Source organism: Pseudomonas sp. PA-6-3C (assembly GCF_021605825.1).
Taxonomy (GTDB): domain Bacteria; phylum Pseudomonadota; class Gammaproteobacteria; order Pseudomonadales; family Pseudomonadaceae; genus Aquipseudomonas; species Aquipseudomonas edaphica.
Genome location: NZ_WKDV01000026.1, coordinates 75615 through 92673 on the forward strand (window position 1 = coordinate 75615; position 17059 = coordinate 92673).

General features: G+C 60.1%; 14 protein-coding genes. 10 read left to right on the forward strand and 4 right to left on the reverse strand.

Translation table 11 applies throughout. The features are described from left to right. The first annotated feature begins 76 nt into the window (after window positions 1-76). From GIW48_RS18120 to GIW48_RS18145, 6 genes are all read left to right on the forward strand, one after another. A complete protein-coding gene (locus GIW48_RS18120) occupies window positions 77-565 on the forward strand; it encodes a GFA family protein (RefSeq protein WP_236461373.1) in 489 nt (162 codons plus the stop codon). Between the two features lie 94 nt (window positions 566-659). Further along, a complete protein-coding gene (locus tag GIW48_RS18125) occupies window positions 660-2483 on the forward strand; it encodes a serine hydrolase domain-containing protein (RefSeq protein ID WP_236461372.1) in 1824 nt (607 codons plus the stop codon). A gap of 79 nt (window positions 2484-2562) precedes the next feature. Beyond that, window positions 2563-4107, forward strand: coding sequence for a TolC family protein (locus tag GIW48_RS18130; protein ID WP_236461370.1), 1545 nt, complete (start codon window positions 2563-2565; stop codon window positions 4105-4107). Then, the gene (locus GIW48_RS18135; protein WP_236461367.1) at window positions 4107-5237 is read left to right on the forward strand and encodes an ABC transporter permease; all 1131 of its coding nucleotides are present in this window, start codon (window positions 4107-4109) and stop codon (window positions 5235-5237) included. The genes GIW48_RS18130 and GIW48_RS18135 overlap by 1 nt, the downstream gene beginning before the upstream one ends. A gap of 8 nt (window positions 5238-5245) precedes the next feature. Further along, the gene (locus GIW48_RS18140; protein ID WP_176992110.1) at window positions 5246-5983 is read left to right on the forward strand and encodes an ABC transporter ATP-binding protein; all 738 of its coding nucleotides are present in this window, start codon (window positions 5246-5248) and stop codon (window positions 5981-5983) included. Further along, entirely contained in the window at window positions 5980-6885 is a 906-nt protein-coding gene (locus GIW48_RS18145) for an HlyD family secretion protein (protein ID WP_170037731.1), read from the forward strand. The genes GIW48_RS18140 and GIW48_RS18145 overlap by 4 nt, the downstream gene beginning before the upstream one ends. A gap of 36 nt (window positions 6886-6921) precedes the next feature. Here GIW48_RS18145 and GIW48_RS18150 read toward each other — a convergent pair whose 3' ends face one another. Together GIW48_RS18150 and GIW48_RS18155 are read right to left on the reverse strand one after the other, a co-directional pair. Further along, a complete protein-coding gene (locus tag GIW48_RS18150; RefSeq protein WP_017137490.1) occupies window positions 6922-8199 on the reverse strand; it encodes an ATP-binding protein in 1278 nt (425 codons plus the stop codon). Then, window positions 8200-8907 (reverse strand): winged helix-turn-helix domain-containing protein, encoded by a 708-nt coding sequence (locus GIW48_RS18155; RefSeq protein ID WP_017137491.1) that lies wholly within the window; start codon window positions 8905-8907, stop codon window positions 8200-8202. Window positions 8908-9473: 566 nt separating this feature from the next. Here GIW48_RS18155 and GIW48_RS18160 point away from each other — a divergent pair. Then, entirely contained in the window at window positions 9474-9731 is a 258-nt protein-coding gene (locus tag GIW48_RS18160) for an AMP-binding protein (protein ID WP_099549611.1), read from the forward strand. 28 nt (window positions 9732-9759) lie between these two features. After that, on the forward strand, window positions 9760-10959 hold the full coding sequence (locus GIW48_RS18165; protein WP_236461365.1) for an MFS transporter: 1200 nt from the start codon (window positions 9760-9762) through the stop codon (window positions 10957-10959). Here the strand turns inward: GIW48_RS18165 and GIW48_RS18170 are convergent. After that, window positions 10915-11517, reverse strand: a complete 603-nt coding sequence (locus tag GIW48_RS18170; protein ID WP_017137493.1) for a tRNA-(ms[2]io[6]A)-hydroxylase — start codon at window positions 11515-11517, stop codon at window positions 10915-10917. The two genes, GIW48_RS18165 and GIW48_RS18170, sit on opposite strands and share 45 nt — an antisense overlap. Window positions 11518-11666: 149 nt before the next feature. Here GIW48_RS18170 and GIW48_RS18175 point away from each other — a divergent pair, with 149 nt between their 5' ends. Next, window positions 11667-12530 carry a universal stress protein gene (locus GIW48_RS18175; RefSeq protein WP_236461363.1) on the forward strand — a complete coding sequence of 288 codons (864 nt, stop codon included), beginning with the start codon at window positions 11667-11669 and terminating at the stop codon, window positions 12528-12530. A 131-nt stretch (window positions 12531-12661) separates the two neighbouring features. Here GIW48_RS18175 and GIW48_RS18180 read toward each other — a convergent pair whose 3' ends face one another. Next, window positions 12662-13132, reverse strand: a complete 471-nt coding sequence (locus GIW48_RS18180) for a DUF1289 domain-containing protein (protein ID WP_017137495.1) — start codon at window positions 13130-13132, stop codon at window positions 12662-12664. A 394-nt stretch (window positions 13133-13526) separates the two neighbouring features. Between GIW48_RS18180 and acnB the strand changes: the two genes are divergently transcribed. Then, window positions 13527-16136 (forward strand): bifunctional aconitate hydratase 2/2-methylisocitrate dehydratase, encoded by a 2610-nt coding sequence (acnB, locus tag GIW48_RS18185; RefSeq protein ID WP_017137496.1) that lies wholly within the window; start codon window positions 13527-13529, stop codon window positions 16134-16136. The last annotated feature ends 923 nt before the right edge of the window (window positions 16137-17059 follow it).

Here is a 17059-nt window from a genome sequence, read left to right on the forward strand (position 1 = left end):
AAACCAAAGCAGAGAATCTTGCCTGAGGCTAAGGTATTAGCAAAGTGTTGTTACACACTCTTAGAGGAGCCAGCCCATGCAACTCGAAGGATCCTGCCATTGCGGCGCCGTAACATTCAGCCTGAACAGCCAGCATCCCTACCCGTACCAGCGTTGCTATTGCTCGATCTGCCGCAAGACCCAAGGCGGCGGCGGTTATGCGATCAACCTGGGCGGCGACGCCAAGAGTTTGAAGGTACGCGGGCGCAAGCTGATCTCGGTCTACTACGCCAAGCTCAAGCCCGAAGGCGCCAGCCGCGCGCATGCGAGCACTGCCGAACGGCATTTTTGCTCGCAATGCGGCAGCGCCTTGTGGCTGTTCAGCCCCGAATGGCCAGAGCTGATTCACCCGTTTGCTTCGGCCATCGACACGCCATTGCCGGTGCCGCCCGAGCACACGCACCTGATGCTCGGCTCGAAGGTGCCGTGGGTCGAAGTCAGTGTGCGCAAGGGCGATTTGCAGTTCGACGAGTACCCCGAAGAATCCATCGCCCAGTGGCATGAGCGTTTGGGGCTCGCGCGTTAACACTCTTTGACAGTTTCTCGACAAAGCTCTCAAAGATTGTTGGCCAGCATCGCCTTAGCATTCGAGCATCCAAACCACCATTCGGGTGCTCTTCATGTTTCGCACATTGCGCGGTATTCCGTTATGGGGTTGCCTGCTCGGCACGCTCGGCTGCCACGTGCAGCCGCCTGCCCCGCCCGCGATTCCCAAGGGCGATTACGGCGCGATCATCCGTTACCTGCAAGCGCGCATCCCCAAGGACCTGGCCCGCGAGAATGTGCCCGGTTTGTCGATTGCGCTGGTCAATGGCCAGGAGCTGATCTGGGCGCGCGGCTTTGGCCTGGCCGACAAGGCCCAGGGTGTGCCGGTGACCGCCAACACGGCGTTTCGCGCCGGCGGCATTTCCAAGTTACTGACGGCCACAGCGGCCATGCAGTTGGTCGACCAACAGCGCCTGGCCCTCGACGCGCCGATCCAGCAGACCTTGCGCGAATTCTACGTGCGTTCGCGCTTTCACACTGACCAGGCCGCCGCCGACCGCGACATCACCCTGCGCCGCCTGCTCAGCCATCAATCCGGCTTGCCCAGCGAGCACCTGCGCGACGTGCGCAGCACCTACGCCATGGGCCAGATGCCGATGCGGGTGTCGGGTGTATGGCTGAGCAGCCCGCCGGGCTCGCAGGTTGCGTATTCCAACCTCGGTTATTCGCTGGTCGGTGCGGCCATCGAGCGCAGCAGCGGCAAGAGTTTTGAAGCCCAACTGCAAAGCCGCCTGCTCAAGCCCCTGGAGATGAACCAGTCGAGTTTTGTCGGCACCGGCACGCAATTGAGCTTTCGCGCCCTGGGCTACGAAGACGGCGTGGCAAGTACCGATGCACAGGTGCGTGACCTTGCCGCCGGCGGCTTGTGGGCCAGCCCCAAAGACCTTAGCCATTATGTGCAGATGCTGTTTGCCCACGGCCTCTATAAGGGCAACCGTGTGCTTGAGAGCCCGTCGATTGATCAGATGTTCACCCAGCAAAACACCGGCAATGCCCTGGACTTCGATTGCCAGATGGGCCTGGGCTGGTTCCTGGCGCCCTGCGGCGATGAACCCGTCGCCCCCGGCGTGCGCACTTACCAGCACAGTGGCGGCGGCGATGATTTTGCCGCGCAGCTGAGCGTGCTGCCGGACCAGCAGTTGGCGGTGATCATCATGGCCAATGACAGCAACGCCGAAGAACTGGTCGCGCGCCTGGCCACCGAGACCCTGCGCCTGATGTTCCAGGCGCAAACCGGGCAGTCCGTGTGCGCCGACGACTGCCAGGCGCCCAGCCATGGGCTCAAGTTGCGCCAGGTGCCCGCCACCGTCGACCGCAAGCGCCTGGCCGGGTTTTATGCCACGGCCTGGGGCGTATTCCGGGTCAAGGATGAGGGCGATCGACTGAGCGGTGAGCTGGCCGGGTTTGACTTCGAGTTGTTGCGCGACGAACACGGCTGGCTGCGCGCGCAGAAAAAAGTCCTTGGCTTTTGGCTCAAGGACTTGGGTGAACTGGGCCGCGTGCAGCTGGACGTGGTCACGGTGCAGGGCCGCCAAGTACTCACGGCCCGCAGCCATGGCCAACGTCTGGCCATCGGCGAGCGCATCGACCCGCCGCCGCTGCCGCTGGCGTGGGCCAACACCATCGGCACCTACCAGGTGCTTAACACCCACGAACCCGACGCGCCGTTGAGCGGTATCAGCGTGCGCCTGGAAGAAGGCTTTCTGGTGATTCGCGGCCAATTGCACAACGAGCCGCTCACCGACTACATCCTGCTTCCCGTCGACAACGCCCACGCGGTGCTGGCTGGCAACGGCTACGGCCTGGGCGACACGGTAAGCCGCCAGGTAAACGGACTCAGCGCTTCGGGTTACTCCTTCAAACGCACGCAATCGCGAGATAAACCCTTGAGTTTCTGAACCTGGGCTGAAGCAAAAGCCATCATTGCGCACCAATACAATTTACCAACAGAACTGAACACCCCCTGCCGCTACGTTGGTGCTCGAACGCTTCATTCAATATCAACCGATCAGTGACATCGTGCATTGGCGCGCCGACCAACGCGCCCATCGCATGAATACCGCAGTATCCGTATTTAACCGGGGAACGACCATCAAGCCTCTTAACCGATCGCATGCCTTTCGATCGCTATGCGCACTCTCGTTAGTGTCAATGGCGCTTGCAGGATGCTCAACTGCCCCCTTGCCGGTATTGAAACCGTCTACACCGGAGCAATGGCGCAACGTCCAACCTTCTCTTGCGCCGCCCCAACCCGATCTGAACCAATGGTGGCATGCATTCAACGACCCCCAGCTCAATGCGTTGGTGGATCGTGCACTGCAAAACAACCTGAACGTCGCCGTAGCGGTGGAGCGCTTGCGCGCCATCCGGATTATGAGCCAGCACGCGCAGTCCCCTTACCTGCCCTCGCTGAGTATAAAAACCAAGGATGCCGTCAGCCCTGATACCAGTACTTCTTATTTCCTGATCGGCTTCGATTCGGTCTGGGAGTTGCCATTGTTTGGCATGCAACAAAGTGCCGAGCGCCTCGCCCAAGGGAACCAGGCATTGGCGGATAACAACCTGCGCACCCTACAAGTTTCATTGGTGGCTGAAGTCAGCCGGCGCTGGATCGAATTGCGAGCAGCCCAACAAACGGAGCAGACCCTTGCAACCCTGCGCGAAGTAGGCCATGGAAAACTGGCACGGCTGCGCGCCCGGGAACCGCTCGCACTGGCCTCCTGCGCAGACGTTGCCGCTGCACAGGCTGAACTGGCCCTCGCTGAAATGGCGCTGACGCGCGTGCACCAGCGGACAAACCGCAGCGCGCAGCAATTGGCATTATTGTTGGGCCAGAGCGCGCCCGACCCTCTTTGGCTGCAACCGGGGCGGCTACCGACGCTCGGTGACTGGCAACTCAATAGCGTTCCCACAGACCTGTTGCGCACCCGCCCGGAAATTGCCGGCGCCGAAGCCTCGGTGATTATCGCCGCCGGTGAGCTGGGCATGAGCCAGGCCGATATTTACCCGCACATCAGCTTCGGCACCTCACTGCAGTGGTCGCTCAATATCGCCAGCAACCGCAACAATACCCCCAATGGCAACAGCATCTTCTCGGCGGGCCCCGGCATCAGTATTCCCTTGTTCGACTGGGGCCTGCGCGTGGCGGCTGCGAAAGCCAAGGACCACCATCTGCAGGCCGCCGTCCTCGGGTATCGCCAAGCGGTGCTGGAGGGGGTTGCCGAAGTCGAAAACGCCTTGGGTGACCTGGAGCAATTACGTGCACGCGAACAATTGTCCCGTCAGGCCTATGCCGCCAGGCAAACCCAGCTTGGCGCACTGCAACAACGGGCAGCGTTGAAGCTCTTGAGTCCATTGGACCTGGTAGAAGCGCAGGTTCAGACACTGCATGCGCAGCAACAAGTCGACCGGGCCGGCACCGAGCGTGCCATTGCCTACGTCGCACTCTACAAGGCACTCGGCGGCGCACCGTTGCCAAGCGCCGCACCTCAGACAGCCACGCGCCATAAGGAGACTGACTGATGGTTGCGCTTGCACGCCTGACGCTGATCCATGAATGGCGGCGCTTCCTGCCAGCGATTATTGCAGTGGGCTTCGCAGGGCTGCTGCAACTGCTTCAGACCGCGTTAGTACTGGGTATCTTCAGCAGCGCCAGTGTGTACGTCACCGGCTCGCGCGCCGACCTTTGGGTGGGCTACCCCGGCACCCAAAGCGTCAACCTGGGTCGACCGATCGATGCCGGTGTAGAGATGCGTATACGCATGGACCCCGATGTCCTCAGGGTCGAGCCCTACCGCTGGGTGGATGCTGACTGGCGGGGTACCCGGGACACAGGTGGAGTCTCGGTATTTGTTTCCGGTATCGACGCAGACCCACAAGGTTTGATGTTCGCCCGTTTACTGCCCGGCTCGTTGCGGGCACGCCTGAATGAACCGGGAGCGGTCATCGTTGACCGCGCCGACCTCGACAGCCTGGGCCTTGATCCTGGAAACGCGGCCACTATCAACGGCCACCGGGTGCATGTAGTCGGCGTCATCAGCGGATTACGCGCACTGGGTGGGGTTAACGTGATCGCATCGTTAGCCACGGCCCGCCAGCTGGATACGAGCGCCGATACAGATCGCATGACCTACTGGGTGGCCAAGGTCCGAGCCCCCAGTCAGGCGGACGCGGTTGCAGCACGCATCGACGGCAGCCCGGCATTCGGCAAATACGCGGTGTGGACCGCAGCGCAGTTCAGCTACCGCTCGCAGATGCATTGGATGTTCGACACCGGGGCCGGCGCGGGTGTGTTGTTTTTGGCAGTGATCGTGTTCCTGGTAGGGGCGGTGATTACCAGCCAGACCCTGGTGGCGGCCGTGATTGGATCGATCCGCGAATACGCAACCCTTAACGCCCTCGGCGTCGGCGTCACGTCTCTGCGCAAAGTCGTGATGGAACAAGCGTTCTGGGTGGGCGCCCTGGGCTTGCTGGGCAGCACTGGGCTGACCGGCCTGTTCTTCGCCCTGGCGCATTACTACAACGTTCCGATGACACTTTCCCCCGTCGCAGCCCTGGCCTGCCTGCTCTTGAACATGACCCTGGCCCTGGTTTCCGGCCTGGCCGCGATGCACTCATTGCGTCATGCCGACCCAGCAAGCCTTTTGAGATAGAACCCACGATGACCACATCCTTCACCCTGCATGCCACTGGCATCGGCAAGGCATTTGTATCAGGCCAGGTTATGACCCCTGTACTGCACGACATCACCCTGGCAATAAGGCCCGCGGAACTGACCCTGATCGCGGGGCCATCCGGTTGCGGAAAAAGCACGCTGCTGGCGATTCTCAGCGGCTTGCAGCAACCCGACCAAGGCCGTGTGGAGGCCCTCGGGCAAAGCCTGGGAACGCTTGCCCCACGGGCACTGGAGCATTTTCGGCTGCATCACACGGGCTTCATATTCCAAGGCTTCAATCTGTTCCCGGCGCTGACGGCCTTGCAACAGGTCGAGTTGCCCCTGAGTTACCTCGGGCTCACTTCGCAGGAAGTGCGCAGGCGCGCGACTCAGGCTCTGGAAGATGTAGGCCTCGGTTCGCGCATGGCCTTGCGCCCGGCCGCGCTGTCCGGGGGAGAAAAACAACGGGTGGCTATCGCCCGCGCCGTGGCGAAGGCGCCCGAGTTGCTGTTCGCAGACGAACCCACCAGCGCCCTGGACGCGGCCAACGGCCAGATCGTGATCGATATCTTGCACCGTATCGCCCGTGAACGCGGCACTACGGTGCTGTGCGTCAGCCACGACCCGCGTTTGATCAGCCACACCGACCGTGTATTGGCCATTGAAGACGGCCGCATCATCAGCGACTCCCACCAACACCTGCGGCCCGCCAGCCCTGCCGCCCCCCAGGAACACTGCGTATGAATGTCCGCTCCCTCTCCCCTTGGCTGACCCTGTTCAGTGCCTGTTTGCTCCTGAACGGCTGTTCACGTGAGGATACGCCGGCTCAAGCCACGGCCTCGTCGCCGACTTACCTGGCAGTGGCTCGCGGCCGCGTCGATGTCGAGGGTGGCCTGCTCAACCTGCAGTTTGCCCGCGATGGCGTGGTGGCCGAGATCAAAGTCAAAGAAGGTGATTCTGTAAAAAAAGGTCAACTGCTCGCCTCCCTGGACAGCGAACAGGCGCGCCTGGCCGTAAGTGCCGCGCTTGCCGACCAACAACAGGCTCAAGTGCACGCCAGGCACCTGCAAAGACAGTTCAACTTTGCCGACCAGAAAGCCACGCGCCTGTCAAAGGCGGCCGCGGCTGGAGCCGCAGATGGCCAGAGTGCCGATGATGCGCGCGAGGCCGCCGAGCAACTGCGCGACGCTATTGAAAAAAACCAAGGACACCTCGAAGCCGCCACAAGAACACTCACCGGTGCGCGCTACGAACTGACCCAGCGCAACCTCTATGCACCGGCGGACGCCGAAGTCGTGCGGCGCCTGACCCAACCTGGCGCTACCGTTTCATCGGAGTCAGGGCCTGCCTTCGTGTTGCTGCCGAACGAGGTACGCATCGTGCGAGCCGAGCTCAACGAGTCGTTTATTGCGCAGGTCCACGCCGGTATGAAAGCCGATATATCGACCGAAAACGGCAACGACCAACCGTCGCTGTCCGGTCATGTGGTGCGTATCAGCTCCGTGCTGGGTAACAGCACGCTTGAAGGCGACCCACAGGCACGAGCCAATATGCGTACCGTGGAATGCATAGTAGCGTTCGAACAACCTGCACCTGCGTCACTGCGTGTGGGCCAGCGCATGCTGGTACGGTTCGGGGCACCTTAAAGCCTTTGGCGGCTGCCCGCGACCGCCGGCAACCGCCTACTCGCCATACGCCCACGTCATCCGAAACGACGCCCCGCCCCACTCCGAGTCCAGCACTTCAACCTGCCCGCCATGCCACTGGCTGACGCGTTTGACCAACGCCAGGCCCAAGCCAAAGCCGCCGGTGCGGCGATCGCGGCTGGCGTCCAGGCGCAGGAAGGGTTCGAATATTTTGGAACGGCCCTCCATCGGCACACCTGGGCCATCATCATTGACCCGCACTTCGTAACCATTGCCGAACTTGACCAGCGACACTTCTACACGGCGCTCGGCATAACGAATGGCATTGCGCAGCAGGTTGATCACTGCGCGCGCCATAAAGCGCGGCTCGATCTGGATAAAGTCGACGTCACAGGTGCGCAACGAGAGCTGCACACCCGCGGCTTCAGCTTCCAGGGCCACACTGCCGATCACACTATCGAGCCAGCTATGCGCTTCGATATTTTCCCGGGTGACCTGTGTGGCGCCGCGCTCCAGGCTGGCATAGGTCAACAACTCAGACACCATTTCTTCCAGTTCGCCAAGGTCGGCGTACATATCGGCGATCAATTCGCGGCTCTGGCGTGGGTCGGCCTGTTGCTTGAGTTGGTCCAGCTCAAACGACAAGCGCGCAATCGGTGTGCGCAACTCATGGGACACCGCGTTGGTCAGTTCACGCTGGTTGGCGATCAGGCTTTCGATGCGCTCGGCCATCTGGTTGAAGTGCCCGGCCAGCTCACGCACGGTGGAACGGCGCGGCAGCAGGATACGCGAGCCGAGGTCGTTATCGCCAAAACGCTGCGCGGCCAGGCGGATATGCTCCAGGTCGCGCCAATGCGGGCGTACCCAAAAATACAGGACGATGGCCAGGCTCACACCCAGGAAGCCATAGGCCCACAGGTACAACCATTTGGGCTCTTCCGGCAGTTTGATCTGCAACAATTGCGGGCCACCATCAATGGTGGTCAGGAACTCCATGAAGTCGCCGCGCACCACCAGTTGGCCGCCCGCCAACAGTTGCTGTTCGCGGTCATTGAGCGCCAGGGTGTCGCGCGGCACCAGCTTGAGGCGCAAACCATAATGGGGTTGCAGCTCAGCCAGGCGCGCATCGCGGGCCGCCCCCTGCACCGGGCGCAGTTGCTCGACCAGGCCATAGGCCGGCCCGCGCAAGGCTTCACGGTTATAAACCTCGTTGGCCTCGGGCAATAACTCATCGAAGGTGTAGTTGACCAGCCAGATTGCCCCGGCCAACCCCAGCGCCAGGATCACATACAGGCGCAGAAACAGGCGCAGCATCTAAACCTCCCACGCAAACGGATTGAACAGATATCCCTTGCCCCAGATGGTCTTGATGCACACCGGTTCGCGCGGGTTGTCATTGAGCTTGCTGCGCAATTTGCTGATGTATACGTCGACACTGCGGTTCAGGCCGTCGAAGGCAATACCGCGCATGCGGTTGAGAATGTCGTCGCGCGAAAGGATAGTCCCAGAGTGACTGGCCAGCAGCCACAGCAACTCAAACTCCATGGTGGTGAGGTCGATGGCCTCACCGCCCAGGCTGACGCCCCGGCAACTGCGATCAATCGACAAGCGGCCGAACTCCAGCGCACCGCGCACCGTGGGCTCCGGCACCTGGCGGCGCTGCAGCGCGCGCAGGCGGGCGAGCAATACCGGCGGCTTGATCGGTTTGATCACGTAGTCATCGGCGCCCGACTCCAGGCCCAGGATGTGGTCCAGGTCGTCTTCCTTGGCGGTGAGGATGACGATGGGCGTGTCGGACACGCTGCGAATTCCCCGGCACACGTGCAGCCCGCTCTGGCCCGGCAGCATCAGGTCGAGCACCACAATTTTCGGTTTGAAGTCGAGAAACGCCGCCAAGGCCTCATCGCCCCGGTGCACCACGCGCACCTCGAAACCGTGTTGCGACAGGAAGTGCGCGATCAGCCCTGCCAGCTTTTCATCGTCCTCAACGAGCAGGACCTTGCCCAGACCCAGGTTTTCCATAAGTTCTCAGTGTGGATGCGCGGATTGAAGTTGGAGCATTATAGGTGGCAAGCTGGCCTGAAAAGGTACTGGGCGCGGCAAAAAAAGCCTTTCTGTGGGGCTTTCGAACAACCTTCATGTTTTTAAAGGTTTTTAACATTTCACCCGGAGTTTTTAACGTATCAAATCGCGGCGTTCGCAGCCTTGCCCAAGAAAGATAGTGATTTTTCTGACAGCCATAACTCACGTCATTTTCGGAAGTTTCGACACTAGCATTTATTGAGTAAACGCCTTAAATTGTCACGATGCAGTGACAAAACAGTGACGCGGCCGTCGTTGACAGCCCAACAACGCCAATGAAACTATCCATGCACTTTTCAGCGACACCTGCCGGTGAAAGTCATGGAAGATAATTAAAATAAATATCAAAGGAGTTGATATTGTGCACCCGCAACTTTTATCGATTGCTACCCCTGGCGCTTACCTCAGCGCTTTATTCAAACACAGCCTTTATTTAATTTAGCGAACCGCTCTCACACAGCCGTTCTGTCTTTATTTAAGCGTGTTATTGAATACAGGTACACGCCATGCTTTTGTATCACGAGGTCATCGAACATAACGCCTCCCGCCACCCGCACAAGTGCGCTGTTGCGCTCGATGCCGTCCATTACAGCTATGGAATGCTTCAAGCAAGAACGACACAAATAGCCCGACTGCTGGTCGCCAGCGGTGTTCAACCAGGCGATCGCGTCGCCCTGTATTCACCGATCTGCATCGATCTCATTGCCGCTTATCTCGCCGTCCTGCGCGTGGGCGCAATTACGGCGGCAACGCACCCCACTTGACGCTTTGATCGATTGAAACGAGAGCACCATGCGCAAGGACTACCTGGCTTTTTTTATCTCGCTGTTCCTGTCGCGGCTGGCGGACCAGATTCTGTTATTTATCGTGCCGCTGATCGTATTCCAAACCACCAACAGTGTGTCGTGGGCTGGCTTGGCGTTTTTCGTCGAGTCACTGCCGCGTTACCTGGCGTTCCCGGTGTGCGGCGCATTGTGCGACAAGTTCCCGCCGGTGCGCATCCTGCATATCAGCCAGGTTTACCGCGCATTGGCGTGTGTGGCGGCGGTGGCGTTGTATGGCGTGTTCGACGGTATCTATTGGTTGGTGATCCTGTCTGCGCTGTGCGGCGTGTTGACGACCCAGGGCATCATGGCGCGCGAAGTGGTGATGCCGCATATCTTCAAGCATTACACCTATGCCAAGACCTTGTCCTACTCGCAGATCGCCGACCAGAGCGGCCTGGTGCTGGGGCCACTGGTGGCGGCGCTGATGCTGGAGGTGTGGGCGTGGCCGTGGGTGGTGGCGGGCGTTGCCGGGCTGTTTGTGCTGGCGGACCTGGCGATGCTGGTGTGGCAGCGCAACACCACGGTCAGCCTGGAAAGCTTTGAGCAACATCAGGATATCTGGCTGCAACCGCTGCGCATTGCCTTCGGGCATATCCGCAAACTGGCGGAACTGAAGCGGGTCATTGCCCTGGCGGTGGGCGTCAACTTGATCATCGGGGTAACGCTGGCCACGTCCGCGGCCATGGTCACTGGCCTGTTCGCCGCCAGCAAAGACGCCTATGCGTTGTTGCAGGCTGCCGGCGCGGTGGTGACCATCGTCATTCTGTTTTACCTGGCGCGTTCCAGCCTGCCGTTGAAGGTGCTGGGCGGGCTGTCTTATTCAATGATCGCGGCGGGGGCACTGGTCATGGCCGTCAGCCCTAACCTGTGGGCTTACACCCTGGGATTTTTACTGATCACCGGCTTCGACAAGATGTTCAACGTGTACATGCGCAGCGCCCGCCAGCGGGTGATTCCGGTGCAGGACTTCGGCAAGACAGTCGGCGTGATCACCTTGCTCAACAACCTGGCGCAGCCGCTGGCGGGTCTGTTGATTGCCGTGCTGGCGGCGCCGTTGGGCACGCAAACGGTGATCCTGTTGTTGGCCGGGATCACCGCGCTGATCGGCGTGGCCGTCGCCTCAGGCTGGCACGCCACTGTGAAAGCGGAACTCGATGTCGGGTGACTCAATCAGTTCCTGCTCGGCGGCGCGAACCCGCTCGATGACCTGGGCGATGTCCTTGGCGTCGCCGTACTGGTAGGCAAGCTTCAGGTAACCCTGGAAGTGCCGGGCCTCGCTTTTGAGCAAACCGAAGTAGAACTTGCCGAGTTCTTCGTCCAAATGCGGCACCAGGGCTTCGAAACGCTCGCAACTGCGCGCCTCGATAAAGGCGCCGACCACCAGCGTGTCCACCAGCTTGACCGGCTCGTGGCTGCGCACAACCTTGCGCAAACCCGAGGCATAACGGCCGGCATGCAGTTGGCGCAGCTCGATCTTGCGCTTTTTGATCAGGCGCATGACTTGTTCATGGTGCACCAGCTCTTCACGGGCCAGGCGCGACATCATGCTGATCAGGTCCACGTGGGCGTGGTACTTGGCGATCAGGCTGAGGGCGGTGCTCGCGGCTTTGAATTCGCAGTTCTTGTGGTCGATCAGCAGGGTGTGCTGATCGGCCAACGCGGCCTGGACCCAGGCGTCGGGGGTGCGGCAGCCGAGGAATTCGTGGATTTCGGGCAGGTTCATCGGGCTCACGGGCAAAAGGATCACAAAAGGCCGGCGATTATACCGACCCCGCCGCAGACCACCAGCTACTGGCCTTGATGTGCATCAACATGACGTCTGGCGGGCAGCAACTATAGTTGTTCCAGGCCCACCCTTTGGAGACCCCGACCATGCAAGCCATCCGCAGCATCCTGGTGGTTATCGAACCTGAGCATTCAGAAAGCCTCGCGCTCAAGCGCGCCAAGCTGATTGCCGGGGTCACCGGCGCGCACCTGCACTTGCTGGTGTGCGACAAAAAGCACGAGCATTCGGCGCTGCTCAGCCTGCTCAAGTCCGGCCTGCTGGAGGACGGCTACAGCGTGACCACCGAGCAGGCGTGGAATGACAGCCTGCATGAAACCATCATCGACGTGCAGCAGGCCGAAGGCTGTGGCCTGGTGATCAAGCAGCACTTCCCGGACAGCCCATTGAAAAAGGCCCTGCTGACGCCAGCAGACTGGAAACTGCTGCGCTACTGCCCTACGCCGGTGCTGCTGGTAAAAACCTCGACGCCCTGGGCCGGCAAGGTGGTGCTGGCGGCCATTGATGTGGGCAACACCGACAGCGAACACCAGGCACTGCACAACGCCATCGTCGACCATGGGTTCGATATTGCAAGCCTGGCCAAGGCCCAGTTGCATGTGATCAGCGCTCACCCGTCCCCCATGCTGTCAGCAGCAGACCCGACCTTCCAGCTCAAGGAAACTATCGAGGCGCGCTATCGCGAGCAATGCAAGGCGTTCCAGGCCGAGTTTGATATCGACGACACCCACTTGCACATCAACGAAGGCCCGGCGGATGTGTTGATCCCCTATGCCGCGCACACACTGCAAGCGGCGGTGACCATTATCGGCACAGTGGCGCGCACCGGGATTTCCGGCGCATTGATCGGCAATACGGCGGAGGTGGTGCTGGATGCGGTGGAAGGTGATGTGCTGGTACTTAAGCCGCAGGCGTTGATGGATCACCTGGAGGAGTTGGCCACCAAGGCCTGACATAGCCTCTTCAAACTATGGAGATCAAAGGTGGGAGCTGGCTTGCCTGCGATAGCGACCTTTGAGTCAAAACACCTTTGGCTGATCTGCCGCCATCGCAGGCAAGCCAGCTCCCACATTGACCTGCGTGGTCAGTGTCCCAGTGCGTCTCTCAGGAACCCCGGCGCGATATAGCGTTGGTAATGCGCCTCGGACAAGATAAAGAACTCACGATCGATGGCATCGCGCAGTTCCGGGAGTGCCCACTCACGAAACTCCGGCAGCAACACCATGCCATAGGCTTCCAGGTTGGAAATCACCCGCGCGCCTCGGGCGATCAACTGGTAGGCCCAGCAGTACTCGGACTGGTGCGGCACGAAGCGAATCTTGCGCAGCTCAAGCTGCCCGCGCAGCATCTTGGGGTCGAAGACTTCCAGTTTGCCGGCCATCACTTGCACCAACAGTTGCTCCAACCGCAGCCATACCGCACGTTTTTCTTCTTCGTTATAGCCATTCCACTGAATCACTTCATGGTGGAAGCGCTTGCAACCGCGGCAGACGAGATCGCCGTAAACCGTGGAGCACAGGCCGACGCAGGGGGTCTTGATGGCTTGGTTGGACATGGGCAATGCACACAAATCAGCGAAACAGTGCGCCATGTTAGCCCTTTGTCTAAGGTTGATCACCCAGCAAACTTGGCTAGGTAACTTACCTTTAGATTTTTTTTGCCGTAGAATCATCCGGCCTTGTAAGGCGCCAATAATCCGCTGGAAGCTGTTTTCAAAGCGTCACGAGCACAGTCGTTCCTTCAGAACGGTGTTGGCGCAGGTTCGACCCGGTAGGTCAGAGCCCGCGCCAACCCTCATCAGCTCCGTTCTGCAGGCGTAAAACTTTGAAAGCAGCTTCTGTGAGGAATGCCGGCAGCGCTGGCTTTGCGGCCCAAAAAGCCCCCGAGCGCATGCGTGCCGTTCATTTCTGGATGAGCGTCCCGTGGGACCACTGATGAGGGTAATAACTGTGCTTGAAGCCTACCGCAAACATATCGAAGAGCGTGCAGCACTGGGTATCGTTCCCCAGCCGCTTAACGCCGAACAAACCGCAGGCCTGGTCGAGCTGCTGAAGAATCCTCCGGCTGGCGAAGAAGAATTTCTCGTTGACCTTATCACCAACCGCATTCCACCAGGCGTTGACGAGGCTGCCTACGTCAAGGCCGGTTTCCTGTCCGCCCTGGCCAAGGGCGAAGTCACTTCTCCCCTGATCGACAAGAAACGCGCGGTTGAACTGCTTGGCACCATGCAAGGCGGCTACAACATCGTGACGTTGGTCGAGCTGCTGGACGACGCCGAGCTGGCCCCTGTCGCTGCCGCCCAACTCAAGCACACCCTGCTGATGTTCGATGCGTTCCACGACGTGGCCGAAAAAGCCAAGAACGGCAACGAACATGCCAAAGGCGTGATCCAGTCCTGGGCTGACGGCGAGTGGTTCCGCAACCGCCCAACCCTGGCCGACAAGATCAGCCTGCGCGTCTTCAAGGTCACCGGCGAAACCAACACGGACGACCTGTCCCCTGCCCCGGACGCCTGGTCCCGCCCTGACATCCCGCTGCACGCTCTGGCCATGCTGAAAATGGCGCGCGAAGGCATCGTGCCGGACGAGCAAGGCAAAACCGGCCCGATGAAGCAGATCGAAGAAATGCGCGGCCAAGGTTTCCCGATCGCCTACGTCGGCGACGTGGTGGGTACCGGTTCGTCGCGTAAATCGGCAACCAACTCGGTACTGTGGTTCTTCGGCGACGACGTACCTTACGTGCCGAACAAGCGCGCCGGCGGCTTCTGCTTCGGCAGCAAGATCGCTCCTATCTTCTACAACACCATGGAAGATGCTGGCGCACTGCCAATCGAATTCGACGTCACCAACATGAACATGGGCGACGTGATCGACCTGTACCCGCATGCTGGCAAAGTCTGCAAACACGGCACCGACGAAGTCCTGACCACCTTCGAAATGAAGACCCCGGTTCTGTTGGACGAAGTTCGCGCCGGCGGCCGTATCCCGCTGATCATCGGTCGCGGCCTGACCGACAAGGCGCGTGCTGAACTGGGCCTTGGCCCTACCGACCTGTTCAAACTGCCTGAAGCACCTGTCGACACCGGCAAAGGCTTCACCCTGGCACAGAAAATGGTCGGCAAGGCCTGCGGTCTGCCAGAAGGCAAAGGCGTTCGTCCTGGCACCTACTGCGAACCGAAGATGACCACCGTAGGTTCCCAGGACACCACCGGTCCAATGACCCGTGATGAACTCAAGGACCTGGCGTGCCTGGGCTTCTCGACCGATCTGGTAATGCAGTCCTTCTGCCACACCGCGGCTTACCCTAAGCCGATCGACGTGACCACCCACCACACCCTGCCTGACTTCATCATGACCCGTGGCGGTGTTTCGCTGCGTCCAGGCGACGGCATCATCCACAGCTGGCTGAACCGTATGCTGCTGCCGGATACCGTCGGTACCGGTGGTGACTCCCACACCCGTTTCCCGATGGGCATCTCGTTCCCGGCCGGTTCCGGTCTGGTCGCGTTCGCCGCAGCCACTGGCGTAATGCCACTGGACATGCCGGAATCGATCCTGGTGCGCTTCAAAGGCAAAATGAAACCTGGTATCACGCTGCGTGACCTGGTTCATGCCATTCCTTACTACGCGATCCAGGCTGGCCTGCTGACCGTAGAGAAGAAAGGCAAGAAGAACGCCTTCTCCGGCCGCATCCTGGAAATCGAAGGCCTGAACGACCTGACGCTGGAACAAGCCTTTGAGCTGTCCGACGCCTCGGCTGAACGTTCGGCTGCCGGTTGCACCATCAAGCTGTCCAAGGACTCCGTCACCGAGTACCTGAACTCCAACATCACCCTGCTGCGCTGGATGATCGGCGAAGGCTACGGCGATGCACGCACCCTGGAACGTCGCGCCCAAGCGATGGAAGCCTGGGTTGCCAACCCGGAGCTGATGGAAGCCGATGCCGACGCCGAATACGCCGAAATCATCGAGATCGACCTGGCCGAAATCAACGAGCCGATCCTCTGCGCACCGAACGACCCGGACGACGCCCGTCTGTTGTCCAGTGTTGCCGGCGAGAAGATCGACGAAGTGTTCATCGGTTCGTGCATGACCAACATCGGTCACTTCCGCGCTGCCGGTAAGCTGCTGGAGCAGGTCAAGGGTCAGCTGCCAACCCGTCTGTGGCTGTCGCCGCCGACCAAGATGGACGCTCACCAACTGACCGAAGAAGGCTACTACGGCATCTACGGCAAGGCTGGCGCGCGCATGGAAATGCCGGGCTGCTCGCTGTGCATGGGTAACCAGGCACGTGTAGAGCCGAACTCGACTGTCGTATCGACTTCGACCCGTAACTTCCCGAACCGTCTGGGTGATGGCGCGAACGTCTACCTGGCTTCGGCAGAACTGGCGGCAGTTGCCTCCACGCTGGGTCGCCTGCCGACCGTCGAAGAGTACATGGGTTACGCAGCGAAACTGGACACCATGGCCAGCGACGTTTACCGCTACCTGAACTTCGACCAGATCGCCGAGTTCCGCAAAATCGCAGCAAGCGCCAACATCCCGGTGATTCAAGCCTAAGATGTTGTGATTTAAAAAACGCCGCGCATCGCAAGATGCGCGGCGTTTTTTTTATGCCTGGAATACGAGTATTCGTCACACTGATAAACAACTGTGGGGGCTGGCTTGACTGCTGTGGCGGGCTTTTGGTGGTGTACATATCCATTTCTTTGATAGCGGCGACCTATGGTTCCGCTCTTACAGCGGGTCACTTTTGGCAAACGCCCGGAATGCCGGCCCAGCCAAAAGTAACCAAAAGGTTTGTGCCTCACCACTCGGTGCCTCGCCTAGGCTCGGCATGCCCGCACTCCGGCCATCGTGGTTAACGGGGCGCCTCAGATCAAAATCAAGATCTACAGCACGGCGGCCTGAAAGCCGACCTGAGTGGTTAGATCAAAAGCGAAAAGCGGATTTGCATACACTGAGGATCTGCTTTTCTGTGGGAGCTGGCTTGCCTGCGATGCAGACACCTCGGTACATCAGGCACACTGAGTTGATGCTATCGCAGGCAAGCCAGCTCCCACCTTTGACCGAGTATGGCTCTGCTGTTGCTGTTGCTGTTGCTGTTGCTCCGGCTCTCACATCCTTTTCGATGACGAAGTCAGCGGTCTTTTGATCTGCGCTTTTGATCTTGATCTTGATCTGAAATCGCCCCGTTAAACACGATGGCCGGAATTCGACAGTGATTTGGGGGGTAAACCGGCAGGGATGCCGGTTTAGCCGCGCTGGGCCAAGGATGGCCCATCGCGGCGGCCCACGGATTCAAGCCGGAGTGAGGGCACACCGAGCCTAAGCGAGGTGCCGAGTGGTGGGGCACTGTACGGGACAACCACATGGGTTACACAAAAGTGCATTCACATAGGTAACACTTTGAGTGAAATATAGCCGTCCTTGTCTGCATTCCTCGCATCCACTTGTCCGAGGATCACTGGGCCGAAAATAAC

Excerpts from the sequence above, each read along its gene's own strand:
- GIW48_RS18120 (WP_236461373.1), top strand. The coding sequence starts at position 77 with ATGCAACTCGAAGGATCCTGCCATTGCGGCGCCGTAACATTCAGCCTG.
- GIW48_RS18125 (WP_236461372.1), top strand. The coding sequence starts at position 660 with ATGTTTCGCACATTGCGCGGTATTCCGTTATGGGGTTGCCTGCTCGGC.
- GIW48_RS18135 (WP_236461367.1), top strand. The coding sequence starts at position 4,107 with ATGGTTGCGCTTGCACGCCTGACGCTGATCCATGAATGGCGGCGCTTC.
- GIW48_RS18140 (WP_176992110.1), top strand. The coding sequence starts at position 5,246 with ATGACCACATCCTTCACCCTGCATGCCACTGGCATCGGCAAGGCATTT.
- GIW48_RS18145 (WP_170037731.1), top strand. The coding sequence starts at position 5,980 with ATGAATGTCCGCTCCCTCTCCCCTTGGCTGACCCTGTTCAGTGCCTGT.
- GIW48_RS18150 (WP_017137490.1), bottom strand. The coding sequence starts at position 8,199 with ATGCTGCGCCTGTTTCTGCGCCTGTATGTGATCCTGGCGCTGGGGTTG.
- GIW48_RS18155 (WP_017137491.1), bottom strand. The coding sequence starts at position 8,907 with ATGGAAAACCTGGGTCTGGGCAAGGTCCTGCTCGTTGAGGACGATGAA.
- GIW48_RS18160 (WP_099549611.1), top strand. The coding sequence starts at position 9,474 with ATGCTTTTGTATCACGAGGTCATCGAACATAACGCCTCCCGCCACCCG.
- GIW48_RS18165 (WP_236461365.1), top strand. The coding sequence starts at position 9,760 with ATGCGCAAGGACTACCTGGCTTTTTTTATCTCGCTGTTCCTGTCGCGG.
- GIW48_RS18170 (WP_017137493.1), bottom strand. The coding sequence starts at position 11,517 with ATGAACCTGCCCGAAATCCACGAATTCCTCGGCTGCCGCACCCCCGAC.
- GIW48_RS18175 (WP_236461363.1), top strand. The coding sequence starts at position 11,667 with ATGCAAGCCATCCGCAGCATCCTGGTGGTTATCGAACCTGAGCATTCA.
- GIW48_RS18180 (WP_017137495.1), bottom strand. The coding sequence starts at position 13,132 with ATGTCCAACCAAGCCATCAAGACCCCCTGCGTCGGCCTGTGCTCCACG.